Origin of the sequence: Pedobacter africanus (assembly GCF_040548825.1) — a bacterium.
Classification (GTDB): domain Bacteria; phylum Bacteroidota; class Bacteroidia; order Sphingobacteriales; family Sphingobacteriaceae; genus Pedobacter; species Pedobacter africanus_A.
In genome coordinates, this window is sequence record NZ_JBEPSL010000001.1 from 614,108 (window position 1) to 632,156 (window position 18,049).

General features: G+C 44.1%; 13 protein-coding genes. 11 read left to right on the forward strand and 2 right to left on the reverse strand.

Features of this window, described 5'->3' with window-relative positions; translation table 11 throughout:
- Nucleotides 1-921, forward strand: coding sequence for a DUF5007 domain-containing protein (locus ABIE26_RS02415; protein ID WP_310140442.1), 921 nt, complete (start codon nt 1-3; stop codon nt 919-921).
- Between the two features lie 46 nt (nt 922-967).
- On the opposite strand, the gene ABIE26_RS02420 is transcribed toward ABIE26_RS02415, so the two are convergent.
- Nucleotides 968-2,296 (reverse strand): sensor histidine kinase, encoded by a 1,329-nt coding sequence (locus ABIE26_RS02420; RefSeq protein ID WP_310140441.1) that lies wholly within the window; start codon nt 2,294-2,296, stop codon nt 968-970.
- A 78-nt stretch (nt 2,297-2,374) separates the two neighbouring features.
- Here ABIE26_RS02420 and ABIE26_RS02425 point away from each other — a divergent pair, with 78 nt between their 5' ends.
- Together ABIE26_RS02425 and ABIE26_RS02430 are read left to right on the forward strand one after the other, a co-directional pair.
- Nucleotides 2,375-2,785, forward strand: a complete 411-nt coding sequence (locus ABIE26_RS02425; RefSeq protein ID WP_310140439.1) for a GtrA family protein — start codon at nt 2,375-2,377, stop codon at nt 2,783-2,785.
- 12 nt (nt 2,786-2,797) lie between these two features.
- Nucleotides 2,798-4,504, forward strand: coding sequence for an ArnT family glycosyltransferase (locus ABIE26_RS02430; RefSeq protein WP_310140438.1), 1,707 nt, complete (start codon nt 2,798-2,800; stop codon nt 4,502-4,504).
- 2 nt (nt 4,505-4,506) lie between these two features.
- On the opposite strand, the gene ABIE26_RS02435 is transcribed toward ABIE26_RS02430, so the two are convergent.
- Nucleotides 4,507-5,454 carry a helix-turn-helix transcriptional regulator gene (locus ABIE26_RS02435; RefSeq protein ID WP_310140436.1) on the reverse strand — a complete coding sequence of 316 codons (948 nt, stop codon included), beginning with the start codon at nt 5,452-5,454 and terminating at the stop codon, nt 4,507-4,509.
- Nucleotides 5,455-5,649: 195 nt separating this feature from the next.
- Here ABIE26_RS02435 and ABIE26_RS02440 point away from each other — a divergent pair, with 195 nt between their 5' ends.
- The 8 genes from ABIE26_RS02440 to ABIE26_RS02475 all read left to right on the forward strand — a co-directional run bounded on the left by ABIE26_RS02440 (nt 5,650) and on the right by ABIE26_RS02475 (nt 18,049).
- On the forward strand, nt 5,650-7,923 hold the full coding sequence (locus ABIE26_RS02440) for an excinuclease ABC subunit UvrA (RefSeq protein ID WP_310140434.1): 2,274 nt from the start codon (nt 5,650-5,652) through the stop codon (nt 7,921-7,923).
- Nucleotides 7,901-9,262 (forward strand): TolC family protein, encoded by a 1,362-nt coding sequence (locus tag ABIE26_RS02445; protein WP_354374956.1) that lies wholly within the window; start codon nt 7,901-7,903, stop codon nt 9,260-9,262. The genes ABIE26_RS02440 and ABIE26_RS02445 overlap by 23 nt, the downstream gene beginning before the upstream one ends.
- 20 nt (nt 9,263-9,282) lie before the next feature.
- Nucleotides 9,283-10,383 carry an efflux RND transporter periplasmic adaptor subunit gene (locus tag ABIE26_RS02450; protein ID WP_310140428.1) on the forward strand — a complete coding sequence of 367 codons (1,101 nt, stop codon included), beginning with the start codon at nt 9,283-9,285 and terminating at the stop codon, nt 10,381-10,383.
- Nucleotides 10,384-10,403: 20 nt separating this feature from the next.
- Entirely contained in the window at nt 10,404-13,778 is a 3,375-nt protein-coding gene (locus tag ABIE26_RS02455) for an efflux RND transporter permease subunit (RefSeq protein ID WP_310140426.1), read from the forward strand.
- Between the two features lie 385 nt (nt 13,779-14,163).
- Nucleotides 14,164-15,192, forward strand: a complete 1,029-nt coding sequence (locus ABIE26_RS02460; protein ID WP_310140423.1) for a MoxR family ATPase — start codon at nt 14,164-14,166, stop codon at nt 15,190-15,192.
- Between the two features lie 2 nt (nt 15,193-15,194).
- Nucleotides 15,195-16,070, forward strand: a complete 876-nt coding sequence (locus ABIE26_RS02465; protein WP_310140421.1) for a DUF58 domain-containing protein — start codon at nt 15,195-15,197, stop codon at nt 16,068-16,070.
- A 4-nt stretch (nt 16,071-16,074) separates the two neighbouring features.
- Entirely contained in the window at nt 16,075-17,058 is a 984-nt protein-coding gene (locus tag ABIE26_RS02470; RefSeq protein ID WP_310140419.1) for a hypothetical protein, read from the forward strand.
- Nucleotides 17,045-18,049 carry a vWA domain-containing protein gene (locus ABIE26_RS02475; protein WP_310140417.1) on the forward strand — a complete coding sequence of 335 codons (1,005 nt, stop codon included), beginning with the start codon at nt 17,045-17,047 and terminating at the stop codon, nt 18,047-18,049. Before ABIE26_RS02470 ends, ABIE26_RS02475 begins: the two co-directional genes overlap by 14 nt.

The following is an 18,049-nucleotide window of genomic DNA, read 5'->3' on the forward strand; positions in this document are numbered from 1 at the left end:
ATGAGAAAAATATTTGCATTAAATTTTGCTATCGCGATACTCTTGATGGTTTCGTGTAAAAAAGACAATAGAAATGGATTTATCAGCAGTAATATCAAATATAGTACTGCTGTACAGACGGCCAATCTTGGCGGCTTGTTATACAGATCTGGCCCGATGTTACCGGATGAATCGACCAAACCACTTGAATTTTCAATAGCGGCAATAAATAAAGCTGACGGCTCTTCAGCCGATTTTTTATTGAATACCACGATTGATACCTATTTCTGGAAAGGGGCGTATACCGGAAAAGAAGTAACAACCAAAGAAGTAGATGATAAAAGAACTAGCGTTAAAAGACCGATCCTTGATATTAATCCGTTAAATGGTGAACTGTTTGTATATCCGGAGCTGATAGATGCAACCAAATTTCCTTCGGGTGTATATACGGTGGATATAAAAGTGAAGAACAGTTCAGGCGAAAGGGTCTTTCCCAAGGCGCTTACACTTACAGTCAAGTTTGCCGGTACCGGCGATTACTTTTACCAGTTTTCTGGTGTTGATGGTAAAGTTGACAACATCAAGGTGGAGTTTAAACGCATTGCTGAAACTGGTAACAAACTGATTGTTCATATTCTTAAGCCAGATGGGACGCCTGTTAATCCTGCGGCATTGCTGGGTTATGATTATGACCAGACAGGCACCTCTCCGGATATTAAGGATTGGCATAACCTGGGGCCCGGAAACCCAACCAAGTACAATAGCCTGAGCGACCGGCTTGAACTGGATGTGAATTTTCCTTTACCTTATATTGCAGGTAAAAGGATTACTATAGATCAGTATAACAATGGGAGCATTAACGGAGCCTATTTTAATTACTGGTTCAATTTTGCCATTTATAAAGAAGGTATATGGGACATTACCATAAAAATGGAGTATTAGGCTTTAAGAACTTTCACTAAATTTCCTCTTGCCTGCTGATGTTAAATCAGCAGGCTTCTTTATTTATTGGCAGTGCTATTGTAAATGTAGAGCCCTCATTTTCTCTGCTTTGAACGGTTAATGTGCCTTTATGCTGCTCAATGATCTGCCTGGAAATGTGCAGGCCCAGGCCTATTGATCTTTCGCCTTTAAGCCCCGGTCTTCCGGCTCTGGAAAACTGGTCGAACAGCATGGTCTGTAAGTGATCGGGGATACCTATCCCAAAATCCTCAATACTAATGTGGCACTGCTCGTTAATTCTGGAAACGGCGATATTGATGGGCGCGTCTGCTTTTGAGAATTTCAAACCATTCCCGATCAGGTTATCGATAACTCTGGTCAGCTTGGAAAGATCTATTGCGGAAGTCAGCTCCTGTTCCTTGGCGCTAAAAACAATCTTACGTTCGTTGTTCAGGTTCTTTTGCCAGTTGCTGCAGATGTTGTTCATAAAAGTAATGATGTCGGTGGTCTGCAGCTGGAAAGGGGCTTTGTTGTTCTGGGCAATTTCGAGCAGGTCGTCAATAATATTTTTAGCCTGGCGGGTTGAACTCAGAATAAGCTGCATTTCCGTGTTGTCCTGCTGCTGGCTTTCTTCGAGCACAATTCTGGTGAGTGCCTCTATATTATTGAGTGGGTTTCTGAGGTCGTGTGCCACAAAACCAAGGATCTCGCTTTTCTGATGATTGAGCAGTTGCACTTCCAGGTTCCTTTCTTCCAGCTGTTTTAATTGAGTAAAGTGTTTGGATTTAAAATAATAGCTGTATCTCGAAAACGTGTAAAGCGCCACAACCAGGATAAATGCAGCCATGAAATTGAATACCTTATCGGTAAGGTTTAATCCAGGCAGCGTAAGGGTAAGGCCAAATAAAAGGAACACATATAATGAAAGGATGACGATCTGCTTTACTTCAAGCGCAAAAAATAAAGAAACCATCATAATTCCTATAAGGAACACGGCCAGGGTATTTTTTGGGTTATGGAGGGAAAAAATATAACTGACAGCAAATGTGGTGGTCAGGATAAAACAGCAGCAGGTAACAATCAATATATTTCTGCTTGTTGTGGTCCAGCGGTCACTTTTTAACGCATGGTTACTCAACAATAGAAAGCCTAATGAACCTGTTATGGTTAGCCAGTTGTTAGAGCTGTATTCCGAGTAGTTGGTCATTGATGATAAGCCTTCGTAGCTGAATAATGAAAGCATCCTTACCGTAACCGAAACAAAGAAGTAAATACTGCTCAAAACCCTTACCTGTTTAACGTTAATGATGCTGTAGGCCTCCTTAAAGGCCTGGGCATATTGGTTGGGCGTTTGGTATGTATAAAAACTAAGCAAGTGGTGAATTTGCTAGTAAAAATAACGAAAGGAAATGATTTGTACGATTTTATATTACTTTTGCTGAAAGTAATAACTATGATCACGATAGCAGCCATCGAGTTTAACTATGCGTTTTTTTTAAAGCTTTTAAAATTTGGCCTGGTAGGATTTGTAGGGCTCATCGTCGATTTCAGCATTACCTATATCTGCAAGGAAAAATTAAAGATCCATAAATATGTTTCCAGTTCACTAGGCTTCAGCATTGCTACTGCAACCAATTATCAGCTGAACAGGCTGTGGACTTTCGGGCGGCACGATGCGGCAACCATGATGCAGTTCGGTAAATATTTCATGATCTGCCTGGTAGGACTGGCCTTAAGCAATATTCTTATCTATCTGTTGAACGATAAGCTGAAATGGAATTTCTATGTTGCCAAAGGCTGTGCCATTGTAATCGTGTCGTTATGGAATTTTTTTGCCAATTATCTGTATACTTTTGCTAACTAAATTCCTTTATTGATGCTGGAAACAAAAAGAACCCCACAGCAGATCCTGCTTGTTTTTTTAGGTGTATGGACGTTGATCAATATCATCCAGGCAGCATTTGTAGAGGTTCATGCAGATGAAGCCTATTACTGGGTGTATTCCAGGTTTTTAGACTGGGGCTATTTTGATCATCCGCCGATGGTTGCCTTGTTCATAAAAATCGGGGATGCACTGATACCTTCTACTTTAGGTTTAAGGCTGCTTACGGTACTGAGCAGTACTGCTTCTGTGTACCTTTTATGGAAAATGTTGAGCAGGTACGGGAAGCACATAAAACTGTTTATATTGCTGTTCGGGTCGGTTGTTTTGTTCCATGTTTATGGTTTTATCACCACACCGGACGCGCCATTGTTTTTCTTTACTGTGCTTTTTCTGTACCTGTACCAGCGTTATGCAGAAGAAGATAAATTCAAATGGGCATTTCTGCTGGCTCTGGTTATTGCAGGCATGCTTTACAGTAAATATCACGGTATCCTGGTAGTGTTCTTTACCATACTTTCCAATTTTAAGCTTTTAAAAAGGCCCAGTTTCTGGTTTATTGTGCTCATTGCAGCAGCGGCTTTTGTTCCGCACATCTGGTGGCAGATACAAAATAATTATCCTTCTTTCTATTACCATGTGATAGACCGCTCGTCTGCATATTATAAGTTTAGTTTTACCACAGAGTATTTGCTGGCCCAGCTGGCGCTGGCCGGACCTCTTGTAGGCTGGTATATGTACAGGCAGTCTTTCCGTTTAAAGGCAGATGATGCTTTTATCAGGGCCCTTAAGTTTAACTGTTTTGGGATATTCATTTTTTTTCTGATCAGCACATTGAAAGGAAGAGTTGAAGCACATTGGACTTTACCAGCAATGATTGGCCTGTTTATGCTTTCCTATATTGCTATGCTGCGGTTTAATCTGCCTAAATGGTTCGAAAAGCTCGCCATGGTGAATATTTTTCTGGTTATCCTGGTCCGGCTGGTGCTGATCTTTCCTGTCGACGCCCTGATGAGGATTAAGGTGGTTTCCTATTATTTTGGAAACAAGGCCTGGGCCCAGGAAATACAAAAGAAGGCCGGTGATGCACCGGTGATCTTTATGGATTCTTTCCAGGTACCTTCCAGATATAATTATTATATGCACAGTACAAAAGGATTTTCCTATGATTCCAGGCATTACCGGAAAAACCAGTACGACATTTGGCCGCTGGAAGACAGCATCAGAAATAAGCGGGCCTATTTTGTACTGCAGTATCCTTTGGAGGGGCTGGGTAGAATAGATACCATTCAGACCGATAAAGGGCTTTTCTATGGCGCCTGGATCGATAAGGTACGCATGTACCAGAAACTGAACATAAGCCTGGAAGCGGTACCTGACAGCTGGGAAAAAGGATCGGTAAAGGAATTGCAGCTGAAGATCAGCAATCCATACCGGGAAAGCATAACTATGGGCAATGCCGGCGCAAAATGGAAATGCTACCTGGAATATGGATTTAAGCTTGGTCCTGATCTGGGCGAGTTTAAAGCTGTTGGTACAGACCTGGAGCCTATTACAATTGGGGCAGGCCAGTCTGTGCTGGTTAAAGCCAGATTAACGGCGCCTTTGGTTCCGGGCAAATACAAGTTGCTGTTTTCCGTACGGACAGATCCTTTTTCAGGGGCCAGGAACAGCAGCATGATTCCGGTAGAAATCAGGTAAGCTTATTTTCTCAGTTCTCCCGGAAGGTAACCGAAATGTTTTTTGAATGCTTTAGAAAAGTTATAAGGTTCGTTATAGCCCATGGTATAGGCAGCCTCATATACCGTGCAATGCGTTTCGAGCAGCATCTGCCTGGCATAATTCATCTTTAGCTCATTCAGGTAACCAAAAACGGTCAGCCCAAACAGTTCTTTAAAGCCCTTTTTAAGCATGAATTCGTTTAACCCCGCTTCGCGGGCAATGCCATTCAGGGTCAAAGGATCGAACATCCGCTGCTGGATGTACTGACGTGCCGCATGGAGTTTATCGACATTATGGCGTTCTATTTTCACTGGTTTTGCACCGTTTAAAGCGTCTGCCTGTTCGGCCTGAAGTAAAAAAAGTTCAGTGATCTTCGATTCAAAAAACAGCTGCTTCATGTTACCGGTATATACACAATGGTGCATGTCATTAATGATGGATTGCTGTTTAGGTGTGATGGGGAGCGCATGCTCAGAAATGTCGGCCATTTGTCCCGCATCCACTTTGTCCCAGAAACGTTTCAGGCATTCCAGGTCGGTGGAATATAAGCGGCTGAAAAAGGATTCGTAAAGGGAGATGCCGAAATTACGTACTTCCGGACTGCTTAAAGCATAGTAGCCATCAAAGGCAGGTACAAAAGTAGTGGCATGCTGGTTGTCTTTAAGTACGTACTTTTCTTTGCTGTTTGCTTCCCAGGCAGAACTGATGCCGTGTATAGAAAAATACATGTTCAGGGTGGGCGTTTCATTTTGCTCGCGAACAGTTAATTCCTGCTCCAGTTTGCTGCTGCCAGAGAAGATGTCTGCACCATTAATTTTGACTTCGCTGAAGTTTATGTAACCGGTATTACCCAAATAGTCAGCACATTCTGTTCGGTCAACTTCCGACATTTCGGTACATAAAATCAAATTCAATTCATTGTCGATCATAGGGTTATGTTGTAATGATATTGATAGCTTTGAATTAACGAATCTAATGAAAAATTTAAATTTAAACGAAAGGGTCAGGAAATAAATCCTTTTAACAAGGTTATTACTCCTTATTGAAGGGGTACACAAAATTGATTTTTATTCAACTTTGATAGTGCTGAAAATGGCTATTTTGAATCATGTAATCTGACGAAGATGAAACAGGAATACATAGAAATAAGGGGTGCCCGTGAAAATAACCTGAAAAACATTTCCCTGTGTATACCAAAGCGCAGGATTACTGTTTTTACGGGTGTTTCGGGTTCTGGTAAGTCGTCTATAGTATTTGAAACCATTGGGGCGGAGGCGCAGCGACAGCTGAATGAAACTTTTTCAACTTTTGTGCGGAACCGGTTGCCCAGGTTTAATCAGCCCGATGCAGATGCGATAGAAAATCTTTCTACCGCTATTGTGATCGATCAGAAACGCCTGGGGGGTAACTCGCGCTCAACAGTGGGCACGATAACCGATATTTATGCGATCCTGCGGTTGTTGTTTTCGCGACTGGGCAAACCTTTTGCCGGATACTCCAACGCTTTTTCTTTTAATGACCCTTCGGGGATGTGTCCTGAGTGTAATGGGCTTGGTGAAACGGTAAAACTGAACCTGGATAAATTTCTGGACCGCTCCAAATCCTTAAACGAGGGGGCTATTTTGTTCCCGGTGTTTGCCGTTGGCAGCTGGTATTTTAACTCTTATGCCTATTCTGGTTTGTTCGATAACGATAAAAAACTGGGCGATTACTCAGAACAGGAATGGCATACCCTGCTGTATGGTAAGCCTAAAAAGTTTATGGCCAGAAAGGACAATGTTCCGTTGAATGTGAATTTTGAAGGTTTGGTCGACAAGTTTAACCGGATGTACATTAAAAGGGATACCAGTATCCTTTCCGAATCGACCCGTGGAACACTCGAACGTTTCATGTCGTTTTCTGCCTGTCCTTTATGTAAAGGAGCCCGCTTAAACCAGGCTGCATTGAACAGCAGGATCAATGGTTACAACATTGCGGAGCTGACCAGCATGCAGATTGACGAACTTATCGGCATTATTGCTGAAATAAATGACCCGGTTGCCGAGCCCATGATCTCAGGATTGATGATGCGTTTGCAGCACCTGATGGATATGGGTCTGGAATACCTGAGCCTGGACCGGGGAACAGACACGCTTTCAGGGGGAGAATCACAGCGCATAAAGATGGTGCGGCACCTGGGCAGCAGCCTTACCGATGTGATTTATATTTTTGATGAACCGAGCATTGGTTTACATCCGCGCGATGTGCACCGGTTGAACGAACTGCTGCAGCAATTGCGGGACAAGGGAAATACCATCCTGGTGGTAGAGCACGACCCTGAAGTAATCATGATTGCAGACCATGTGGTAGATATTGGTCCGTATGCCGGGGTACTGGGTGGTAATATTGTTTATGAAGGTACAGCAGAGGGGTTAATAAAAGCAGATACACTGACAGGCAGGTACCTGAGCAGGAAATCATCCCTGAAATCGCAATTCAGAACACCAAAAGGATCCCTTACGATAGAGAATGCCAGTCTCCATAACCTTAAAAATATTACGGTTGCTATTCCTGTAGGAGTGCTTACGGTGGTAACGGGAGTGGCCGGCTCAGGAAAAAGCACGCTGATCAATGATGTTTTTGCAAAACAACATCCGGAAGCCGTGCTTATCGATCAGTCGGCCGTAAGCACTTCCATACGCTCCAATCCGGCTACTTATACGGGTATTTTGGACGATATCCGCAGGCTGTTTGCCCAGGAGAATGGCGTGAGCGCTTCGCTGTTCAGCTTCAATTCAAAAGGTGCCTGCTCAAACTGCCAGGGATTAGGTTTTATCTATACCGATCTGGCCTTTCTGGAACCTGTTAAGGCCCCATGTGAGATATGCGGAGGTAAAAGGTTTAAAGAAGAGGTCCTGGAATATAAACTAAAGGGAAAATCTATTAGCGATGTTCTGGAAATGACTGTACAGGAGGCGGTGGAGTTTTTTGATAAAAAAGACCTGAAAAAGCGCCTGCAGGCCATACATGACGTGGGGCTGGACTACCTTACACTCGGACAGCCTTTAAGTACCCTTTCGGGTGGTGAATGTCAGCGCATTAAACTCGCCGGTAATCTCCACAAAAAAGGCAGCATCTATGTATTGGATGAGCCGACAACTGGGTTGCACATGTCGGATGTAGGGCATCTGCTGGAAATTATGGACAGCCTGGTGGATAACGGTAATTCCGTTATCGTAATTGAACATAACCTGGATGTGATCAAAAATGCAGACTGGGTAATTGACCTGGGCCCGGAGGGTGGAAAGAAGGGAGGAGAAATCGTATTTACAGGTACACCGGCGGATCTTCTAAATGAACCGGGTTCCTTAACCGGACAATATTTAAAAAAAAGCAATGAATACATATATGAAACCTAAAATCTATCTCATAATGGTGCTGCTTGCATCGGTTCATGTTGTGGTGAAGGGGCAGGAAACAGAGCCCTTAAACTATAAACTGAGCCTGAAAGCCGCAATTGATTATGCCCTGACACACCAGACAGCTGTTTTAAACGCGGTGGTGGATGAAGAAATGGCCAGGAATAAAGTTAAAGAAACTGTAGGCATTGGTTTGCCGCAGGTATCTGCAAGTTATAACTTCCAGGATTTCTTAAAGCTGCCTACCACCTTATTGCCCGGAGAATTTTCAAATCCACCCTCAGACACGCCAATTCCAGTTAAATTTGGTACTAAATTTAACTCTACAGCCGGAATAGAGCTGAGCCAGCTCATTTTTGATGGCAGTTATATTGTGGGTTTGCAGGCTTCGAAAACCTATAAAGAATTATCGGTAAGGAATAGCAGGCGTACCCGGATTGAAACAGCAACAGCAGTAACCAAAGCCTATTATTCGGCTTTGGTGAGCACTGAGCAACTTGGCCTGATTGATGCCAATCTTGTACAGCTTTCCAAATCTTTAAATGATACGGAAGCCTTGTTCAAAAATGGATTTGCGGAAAAAATTGATGTAGACAGGCTGCAGGTTTTGAAGAACAACCTGGAAACAGAAAGGGAGAATGTGACAAGGCTGCTGGAACTGAACATCAACATGCTGAAGTTCCAGATGGGCATGCCCATACAGGCAGAACTTGCCCTTACGGATCAGATCAAAGACATCAGGGCAGAACAGGTATCCCTGGGCGTAGCAGATACAACGGCTTACAAAGGAAGGGTTGAATATGCTTTGCTGGAAACACAGCAGAAGTTGAACGAACTGGATTTCAAAAGGCAGAAAAGTACTTTCCTGCCTAGCCTGAGAGGTTTCGCCAGTGCATCAAAGAATTTTCAGTCGGACGAATTTTCCAAACACTTTGACAACCGCTTTCCAACCTCTGTTATTGGCTTTACGCTTTCCTGGAACCTGATTAATGGCGGGCAACGCATTTATCAGATGCGGAATGCGAAACTGACCATTAAAAAGACAGAAAACGACATGCTGAATTTGAAGAATGGCATAGCGCAGGAAGTTTCTGCTAATCAAAAACTTTACCTGAACAGCAAGCGATCTGTAGAGAACCAGGAGCGGAACCTGGCCCTGGCCAAAGAGATACTAAGGGTTACCCGGATCAAATATGAGCAGGGTGTAGGCTCAAGTTTGGAGGTCACCACTGCAGAGACCTCATTAAAAGAAGCGCAGAACAATTACATTAAAGCTTTGTATGATCTGCTGATCACTAAGGTAGACCTGGATAAAGCAGCAGGAAGAATCAATTATTAACCTCAAAAAATAACCATAAAATGAAGACATCAATATATACCCTTGCACTCGCCCTTGTACTGGCTTCCTGCTCATCGGAAAAGCCAAAGGATAAAAAAACGGAGCTGGAACAGCTGAAAAAGCAGCGTACAGAATTAAATGGCAAAATAGAAAAACTTGAAGCCGAACTTGGTCAGAATAAAGCGGTAGCTGACGTTAAAGACGTAACAGCAACCGAACTTACGGAGATCCATTTCAGAAGCTATGTAGAAGTGCAGGGAAAGGTAGATGCAGAGGACAATGTGGAGATCATGCCGGAATCACCGGGAACGGTAACTCAGATCTACGTAAAAGTTGGTCAGCAGGTGAGCAAGGGGCAGGTACTGGCCCAGCTTGACGATAAGGTGCTTAAGCAGGGGGTGGCACAGATGCAGACCCAGCTCGATCTGGCAACAACCGTATTTAACCGCCAGAAAAACCTGTGGGACCAGAAAATCGGGACCGAAGTACAGTACCTGACGGCTAAAAGCCAGAAAGAGGGGCTGGAAAGACAGTTGGCAGGGTTAAAATCGCAGGCGGCAATGAATAAAATCAAAAGCCCTGTTTCGGGAACTGTGGATGCCATGGAACTTAAACTCGGACAGTCGGTAGCGCCGGGAAGTCCTACGGGCATCCGGGTTGTAAATGCCAGCAGGCTTAAAGTGAAGGCCCTGGTTTCTGAGAATTACGGCGGAAAGGTAAACCAGGGTGATGAGGTTCAGGTTTCGCTGCCTGATGTTCCGGACAACCTGCAGGCACATATTTCTTTTGCTGCAAAAGTTATAGATCCGGTTTCCAGGGGCTTTAACGTGGAAGTGAAACTGCCTTCCAATAAAAGATACCGTCCAAACATGGTGGCCATCCTGAAGATCGTAGACTATAAAAATGATCAGGCCCTGGTTGTTCCCATCAATGCCATACAAAAGTCTGAAACGAGTGAGTATGTATTTACTGCGGTAAATGGGAAAGCTAAAAAGGTAGACATCAAAACCGGTAAGGTTTCGGATGGCAAAGCCGAGATATTATCAGGGTTGAAGGCTGGAGACAAGGTGATAACCACAGGTTTTCAGGAGCTGAACGATGGTGATAGTGTAAAATTATAGACAGCTTTATTCATCAAAAAATGAAGGATATAAATAAAGAGTTTAAGCCCTCCAGTTGGGCGATTGATAACAGAACAGCAATTTATGTGTTCACCTGTTTGCTGGTTATAGCAGGATACTTTTCCTACCAAAGCCTGCCCAAAGAGAACTTTCCGGAAGTAATCATTCCAAAGATCTTTGTGCAGACTATTTATCCGGGTACTTCACCCTCCAATATGGAAAACCTGGTGACCAAGCAACTCGAAAAGGAAATCAGGGGGACCCTGGGCCTGAAAAAGGTAACTTCCAGCTCCTTTCAGGATTTCTCTTTTATTACTGCTGAGTTCAATACCGGGGTCGACATTAAGGATGCCAAGCAACGGATAAAAGACGCGGTAGATAAAGCGAAACCCGATCTGCCATCGGATCTTCCTGATGATCCGGTAATTATGGACATCAACCTTTCAGATCTGCCCATTATGTATATTAACATTTCGGGAGATTATGACCTGAAAAAGCTGAAAGAATATGCCGATGATATAGAAGATCGGGTAGAGGGATTGAAGGAAATTGCAGGGGTAGATATTGTAGGGGCACTGGAGCCAGAGATACAGATCAATGTAGATTTGCAGAAGATGGACGCTGCCCAGATATCTTTTACGGATATAGAGAATGCGGTTAAGTATGAGAATTTAACCATATCGGGTGGTTCTGTGAAAATGGACGGCATGCTCAGGACCCTGAATGTTAAAAAGGAATTCAAAAATGCTGAAGAGATTGGCAGCATGGTGATCAAAACCCCTTCGGGAGGCTCTGTTTATTTAAAAGATATAGCTGAAGTGAAAGATTCATTTAAGGAGCAAAACAGTTATGCCCGTTTATATGGCAAAAATGTAATCACACTGAATGTAAGGAAACGCAGCGGCGAAAACCTGATCGAAGCTTCTGATAAGATCAATGCTATGCTGAAGGAGATGAAAGGAAAGGTGATCCCACAGAAGCTGGATATCACCATTACCGGCGACCAGAGTGATCAGACCCGGATTACCCTGCATGATCTGATCAATACCATTGTTATTGGTTTTATCCTGGTTACGCTGATCCTGATGTTCTTTATGGGGGTAACCAACGCCCTTTTTGTTGCGCTTTCGGTTCCCTTGTCGATGTTCATTGCTTTTCTGTCTATGCCGGTACTGGGTGGCATGTTCGACTTTAACTTTACCATGAATATGATGGTATTGTTCTCCTTCCTGCTTGGGTTGGGGATAGTTGTGGATGATGCGATTGTGGTGGTTGAAAACACCCATCGTATTTTTGACAACGGGAAAGTACCCATTGTTCAGGCAGCTAAAACGGCTACCGGAGAGGTGTTTTTGCCGGTACTTTCGGGTACACTGACCACACTGGCTCCTTTCTTTCCCTTGCTTTTCTGGCCGGGAATTATTGGGGAGTTCATGTACTTTTTACCAGTGACGCTTATTGTGACCTTGACTGCGTCTTTAATTGTGGCTTATATTATCAATCCTGTTTTTGCAGTTGATTTTATGAAACCCCATGATGACCATGAAGATCAGCGTCCGACTTTTAACAAAGCGGTTAAACGTACTATGCTGGTGTTTGCTATCGTTGCGCTGCTGGCCTATCTTATCAATTTTGGCATGGGTAACTTTGTCGTATTGATGGCATTGCTGTATCTTTTGAACCATTTCTTTCTGTCGAGGCTGATCAAAAAATTCCAGACTGTCACCTGGCCAAAGGTGATCAACGGTTACCACAGCCTCATTATCTGGGCGCTTAAACGTCCGCGAACCATGATATGGAGTACAGTAGCTTTGTTTTTCTTTACTCTTTTCCTTGTAGGAGTTGTGCCGCCAAGGGTGGTGTTTTTTCCGACCGCCGATCCGAACTTTGTTTATGTTTATGTGGAGCTGCCGGTGGGTACCGATCAGGCCTATACCAGTAAAGTAATTGAAAAGGTGGAAGAGAAAGTGACTAAAGTAGTCGGTCGTAACAACCCTGATGTGTCTTCCATCATTTCCAATGTAACTGTAGGTGTAACAGATCCGCAGGGTGAAGATCAGGGAGAATACAGCAATAAAGGTAAGGTCACTGTCGCTTTCGTTCCCTTCGGTAAGCGTAAGGGGGGAAGTACTGCTGCCTACTTGGACAAAGTTAGAGAGGCAGTGAAGGGCATCCCGGGGGCTGAAATCAGTGTGGCTCAGGAGCAGGGAGGACCACCAACAGCAAAGCCGATCAGTATTGAGATTACAGGTGACAACCTGGATTCCATAGCCATCACTTCAACGCGGTTAAAGAAATTCTTAGACAACAAGCAGATTGCAGGAGTTGAAGAGCTTAAGTCTGATTTTCAGAACAATAAACCGGAAATAATTTTTGACGTCGACAGGGAGCGTGCAAACCGTGAAGGTGTTTCAACGGGTCAGATTGGTCTGGCACTCCGGACTGCACTTTTTGGTAAAGAGGTCTCTAAATACAGGGACGAGAATGAAGACTACGAGATTAATGTGCGTGCAATGGAGGCCCAGCGCAATAACCTGGAGGCATTAAGGAATATGAAGATCACCTATCGGGATATGGCTATGAACGGGATCATCAGGCAAGTGCCAATCTCGGCTTTTGCCGACATCAATTACGTAAATACCTACGGTGGTATCAAGCGTAAACAGCAGAAAAGGATCATCATATTGTCATCCAATGTATTGTCTGAGTACAACCCTAATGAAGTGGTAGCCAATATTCAGTCAGAGATCAACGAATTCAAAGCGCCGGATGGGGTAGAGATCAAGATGGCAGGAGAGCAGGAAGAGCAGATGGAAACCGCGGCGTTTCTGGGTACTGCTTTGGTGAGTGCATTATTTATCATCCTCATTATCCTGGTGTTGCAGTTCAACTCGATCAGTAAACCTGTAGTGATCTTAAGCGAGATCCTATTTAGCATCATTGGTGTACTGCTGGGGGTTACGATTTTTGGAATGGAACTTTCTATAGTCATGACCGGACTGGGAATTGTAGCACTTGCCGGTATCGTGGTTAGAAATGGCATCCTGCTGGTTGAGTTTGCCGATCTGATGGTGAGCCAGGGGATGGAAGTAAAAGAAGCGGTAATTGAGGCCGGACGTACCAGGATGACACCAGTATTGCTCACTGCGACCGCAACCATGCTGGGCCTGATCCCGCTTGCTGTAGGTTTGAACATAGATTTTGTGACCATGTTTACAGAATTGCACCCACACATTTATTTTGGAGGTGATAACGTAGCATTCTGGGGGCCATTGTCCTGGACCATCATCTTCGGGTTAAGTTTTGCTACTTTCCTCACTTTGGTACTTGTACCATGTATGTACCTGGTAGCGGACAGGAATTCGAAGAAAGTAAAATCATGGTTTAAAAAATAACCGTTCTCTTCGAAGACTGGAACACAGCTGCGCAATGTTCCTAGGTCTCCTCTGAGAAGGTAATTTTTTCGACCATTTTGGGAAGGAGGTCAGGTGAAGTTGCAGAAAGTAAAGTTTTGACAGAGCATAGCGGAAAGGCAGGGTGTGTGCCTGGATGCTATGCTTTTGTTTGTCTCTTTTTCTTTCCCGCCCTGCCTTACAGAAAAATTACCTTCTCAGAGGAGACCTAGGAAAATTTTGTCCTTCTTCAGGACAAAGGTTTCCAGACTCCGAGGAGAACGGTTATTTTTGATTTTAACATATTTTAACATTAATTCCCCCTGCAGGTATTGTGAAAAAAATAAGGTTTGTCTAATTTTCGCAGCGAATAAAAAAATGGGTATAAATGGAAGAAGTAACTAATATGACTACACCTTCATCGTATGGAGCTGATATCCGTGCTTTGAATGAAATGATACAGAAGGAAAGTGCCTTTATCGATCTCCTGTTTATGGAAATGGATAAGGTTATTGTGGGGCAGCGGTATATGGTGGAACGTTTAATGATCGGTTTGCTTGCCGATGGGCATATCCTGCTGGAAGGGGTGCCCGGACTAGCGAAGACGCTTGCGATCAATACTTTGTCCAAATCTATAGATGCAGGTTTCAGCAGGATCCAGTTTACACCAGACCTGTTGCCGGCAGATTTGCTGGGCACCATGATCTACAACCAGAAGAAGGAAGAGTTTATCGTCAGAAAAGGTCCCCTGTTTTCCAATTTTATTCTTGCTGATGAGATCAACCGGGCCCCCGCAAAAGTGCAGAGTGCCTTATTAGAGGCCATGCAGGAGCGGCAGGTGACCATTGGCGACAATACCTTTGAATTGCCTAAGCCTTTCCTGGTGCTGGCTACCCAGAACCCGATTGAACAGGAAGGGACCTATCCGCTTCCAGAGGCACAGGTAGACCGCTTTATGCTTAAGGTTGTGATCGGCTATCCGAGCAGGGAAGATGAAAAAAGGATCATGAGGGCAAATATTGCACCGCAAGGGATGCCTAAGCCGAATGCAATTCTTCATCCGGATGATATTTTAAAAGCCAGAAAGATCGTGAAAGAGGTGTATATGGACGAAAAGATTGAACAATATATCATCGATATCGTCTTTGCCACACGCTTCCCTGACCAGTATAAACTGGCCGACTATAAAAACCTGATCAGCTTTGGTGCTTCGCCAAGGGCAAGCATTAACCTTGCACTGGCTTCCAAAGCTTATGCGTTTATCAAAAGAAGAGGTTACGTGATTCCTGAGGATGTGCGGGCAGTATGCCATGATGTGCTTAGGCACCGTATCGGCCTGACCTATGAAGCTGAGGCTGAAGACATCAATACGGAAACCATCATTACCGGGATTCTGAATGCAGTAGAAGTTCCTTAATTATGGATACCAAAGATCTTTTAAAGAAAGTAAGAAAAATAGAGATCAAAACCCGGGGATTAAGCAACCAGATCTTTTCAGGGGAATACCAATCGGCTTTTAAAGGGCGGGGTATGGCTTTTAGTGAGGTTAGGGAATACCAGGTGGGCGATGAGATCCGTACCATAGACTGGAACGTAACTGCACGTTTTAACCACCCCTATGTAAAGGTTTTTGATGAGGAACGGGAAATGACCGTGATGCTGCTGGTTGATGTTAGCGGCTCAAAAAACTTTGGCACCCAGGTTCAGCTGAAACAGGAACTGGCTACTGAATTGTGTGCTGTACTTTCCTTTTCGGCCATACAGAACAACGATAAGGTGGGTGTTTTGTTCTTTAGCGATAAAGTTGAGAAATTTATTCCACCGAAAAAGGGCAGAAGCCATATCCTGATGATTATCAGGGAATTGATTGATTTTAAGCCTGAAAATAAAGGGACTGATGTGGCCGAGGGACTGCGGTATTTTACCAGTGCCATTAAAAAAAGATGTACAGCCTTTTTGATCTCTGATTTTATGAGCAGGCCCTTTGAGAATGAACTTAAAATTGCGAACCGGAAGCACGACCTGGTGGCATTGAGGTTATACGACATTCATGAGGAAGAATTTCCGGATCTGGGCCTGATCCCGGTTAAGGACGAGGAAACAGGACAGATTGAATGGATAAACACGGGCGATAAAAAAGTACGTCTTGCTTTTAAAACCGCTGCCCTGGAAAGGAATGGCCGGCTCGAAGACCTATTCCGGAAGTCGGGCGTAGACTTTACAAAGATCGGTACCCATGAATCCTATATTAAGCCCCTGATGACATTGTTTAAGAAAAGAGAAGCGAGAAGGTAAGGATATGAAGCAGTATTTTAGTTTTAGGATTTGTTTGTTACTGCTTCTGGCAGGTTTTACCCTTAGGGGAAATGCGCAGGACATTAAAGTGACGGCTAAACTGGACCAGACGATGATTGCCCTGGGTGATCAGACCAGGCTGAAACTAAGCGTTCAGCTGCCGCAAAAGGCACATGTCGATTTCCCGGCACTGAGCGATACCATTTCTTCTAAAGTACAGATCGTGTCGCTGGACAAGACAGATACGCTGACAGATAAAAGCAATCCGGCACTGAGAACAATTACGCGGCAATACACCATTACTTCTTTTGAACCGGGTTTACACATGGTGCCGGCTTTTGTATTTCGCAGCGCCGCGGGCGAACTGAGCACGCAAGCCCTTCCTTTGGAAGTAAAAGAAGTAAAAGTAGATACCACCAAAGCAATCTACGACATCAAAGAACCGATTGCCATTTCTTATTCTTTTATGGATTGGTTAAGGGACAATTGGAAATGGGTGCTTGGTGCCTTATTGGGCATATTGTTGATTGCCGGTTTGCTGTATTATTTCATCAGGAAACGTAAAAACAGACCGGCTCCGCTTGCAGCTCCCATACCTGCTTTACCGCTGGATACCCTTGTACTGGATAAACTCAATACCCTAAAAAACAAGAAACTCTGGGAGCAGGGGCAGGTTAAAGCCTATCATAGCGAGCTGACCGATATTGTAAGGGATTACCTGGAAAAACGTTATGGCATTAAAGCATTGGAGCAAACCTCTGAAGAGATTTTCTCAGGACTGAGGCATTTAACCATAGCAGAGCAGGACAGGAACAGGCTGCGGCAAATGCTGCTGCTGGCCGATCTGGTGAAATTTGCAAAAGAAAATCCATTGCCCGCCGATAATGAACAAAGCATGGAAAATGCCATGGATTTTGTGAAGAACACAAAGGCACTGGCTTCATTGACTGACGATAAAAAGGAGGAGAAAGCAAATGGGGCTGTTTAAGGGGATTGAATTCGCCAATAAAGGTTTTTTCTGGCTTCTGTTGCTGGTACCGTTGATGCTGGCCTGGTACATCTGGAGGAACAGGAAGCTGCAGGGCACTTTGAGCATGTCGGCCGTAAAAGCTTTTGCGCTCCCGAAAAAGAACAATTACGGTCTTTTGAGACATTATGGTATGGTGTTGCGTTTGCTGGCATTAATTGCGCTGATTGTAGCACTGGCCAGACCGCAGTCGGCCTTTAGCTGGCAAAATTCTACTACAGAAGGAATTGATATTGTAATTGCCACCGATATTTCGGGCAGTATGCTTGCAGAAGATCTTAAGCCCAACAGGTTGGAAGCCGGAAAGAATATTGCCATAGATTTCATCAAAAACCGACCCGAAGATAGGATAGGCCTTGTTATTTTTAGCGGCGAGAGTTTTACGCAATGTCCGCTTACCATCGACCACGATGTGCTGATCAATTTGTTTGGCGATATCAGCAATGGAATGGTGGAAGACGGAACGGCAATAGGAATGGGCCTGGCCACAGCGGTTAACCGGCTTAAGGAGAGTGATGCAAAAAGCAAGGTAGTGATCCTGCTTACCGACGGTTCGAATACTACGGGTTCTATCCCTCCATTAACAGCAGCTGAGATTGCCAAACAGATGAAGGTAAGGGTGTATACCATTGGCGTAGGTACAAAAGGCTATGCGCCATATCCGGTAAAAACACCTTTTGGCGTGCAGTACCAGCAGGTGCCGGTAACTATTGACGAAGGGGTACTTTCCAAGATTGCTGCAGTAACAGGTGGTAAATACTTTCGTGCTACCAATAATGAGAAGCTGAAGCAGATTTACCAGCAGATTGACAAGCTGGAAAGGGCGAAAATTGCGGTTACGCAGTACCATAAAAAGACAGAACGTTTTCTGCCTTTTGCACTTATTGCGGCCTTACTGCTGCTGATAGAGTTTTTATTGAGAAATACAGTTTTTAAAGGGGCCTTAACTTAA

Bases quoted from the DNA above. Each gene is read 5' to 3' on its own strand.
- ABIE26_RS02450 (WP_310140428.1), top strand. From the start codon at position 9,283: ATGAAGACATCAATATATACCCTTGCACTCGCCCTTGTACTGGCTTCC.
- ABIE26_RS02455 (WP_310140426.1), top strand. From the start codon at position 10,404: ATGAAGGATATAAATAAAGAGTTTAAGCCCTCCAGTTGGGCGATTGAT.
- ABIE26_RS02435 (WP_310140436.1), bottom strand. From the start codon at position 5,454: ATGATCGACAATGAATTGAATTTGATTTTATGTACCGAAATGTCGGAA.
- ABIE26_RS02445 (WP_354374956.1), top strand. From the start codon at position 7,901: ATGAATACATATATGAAACCTAAAATCTATCTCATAATGGTGCTGCTT.
- ABIE26_RS02415 (WP_310140442.1), top strand. From the start codon at position 1: ATGAGAAAAATATTTGCATTAAATTTTGCTATCGCGATACTCTTGATG.
- ABIE26_RS02440 (WP_310140434.1), top strand. From the start codon at position 5,650: ATGAAACAGGAATACATAGAAATAAGGGGTGCCCGTGAAAATAACCTG.
- ABIE26_RS02465 (WP_310140421.1), top strand. From the start codon at position 15,195: ATGGATACCAAAGATCTTTTAAAGAAAGTAAGAAAAATAGAGATCAAA.
- ABIE26_RS02425 (WP_310140439.1), top strand. From the start codon at position 2,375: ATGATCACGATAGCAGCCATCGAGTTTAACTATGCGTTTTTTTTAAAG.
- ABIE26_RS02460 (WP_310140423.1), top strand. From the start codon at position 14,164: ATGGAAGAAGTAACTAATATGACTACACCTTCATCGTATGGAGCTGAT.
- ABIE26_RS02475 (WP_310140417.1), top strand. From the start codon at position 17,045: ATGGGGCTGTTTAAGGGGATTGAATTCGCCAATAAAGGTTTTTTCTGG.
- ABIE26_RS02470 (WP_310140419.1), top strand. From the start codon at position 16,075: ATGAAGCAGTATTTTAGTTTTAGGATTTGTTTGTTACTGCTTCTGGCA.
- ABIE26_RS02430 (WP_310140438.1), top strand. From the start codon at position 2,798: ATGCTGGAAACAAAAAGAACCCCACAGCAGATCCTGCTTGTTTTTTTA.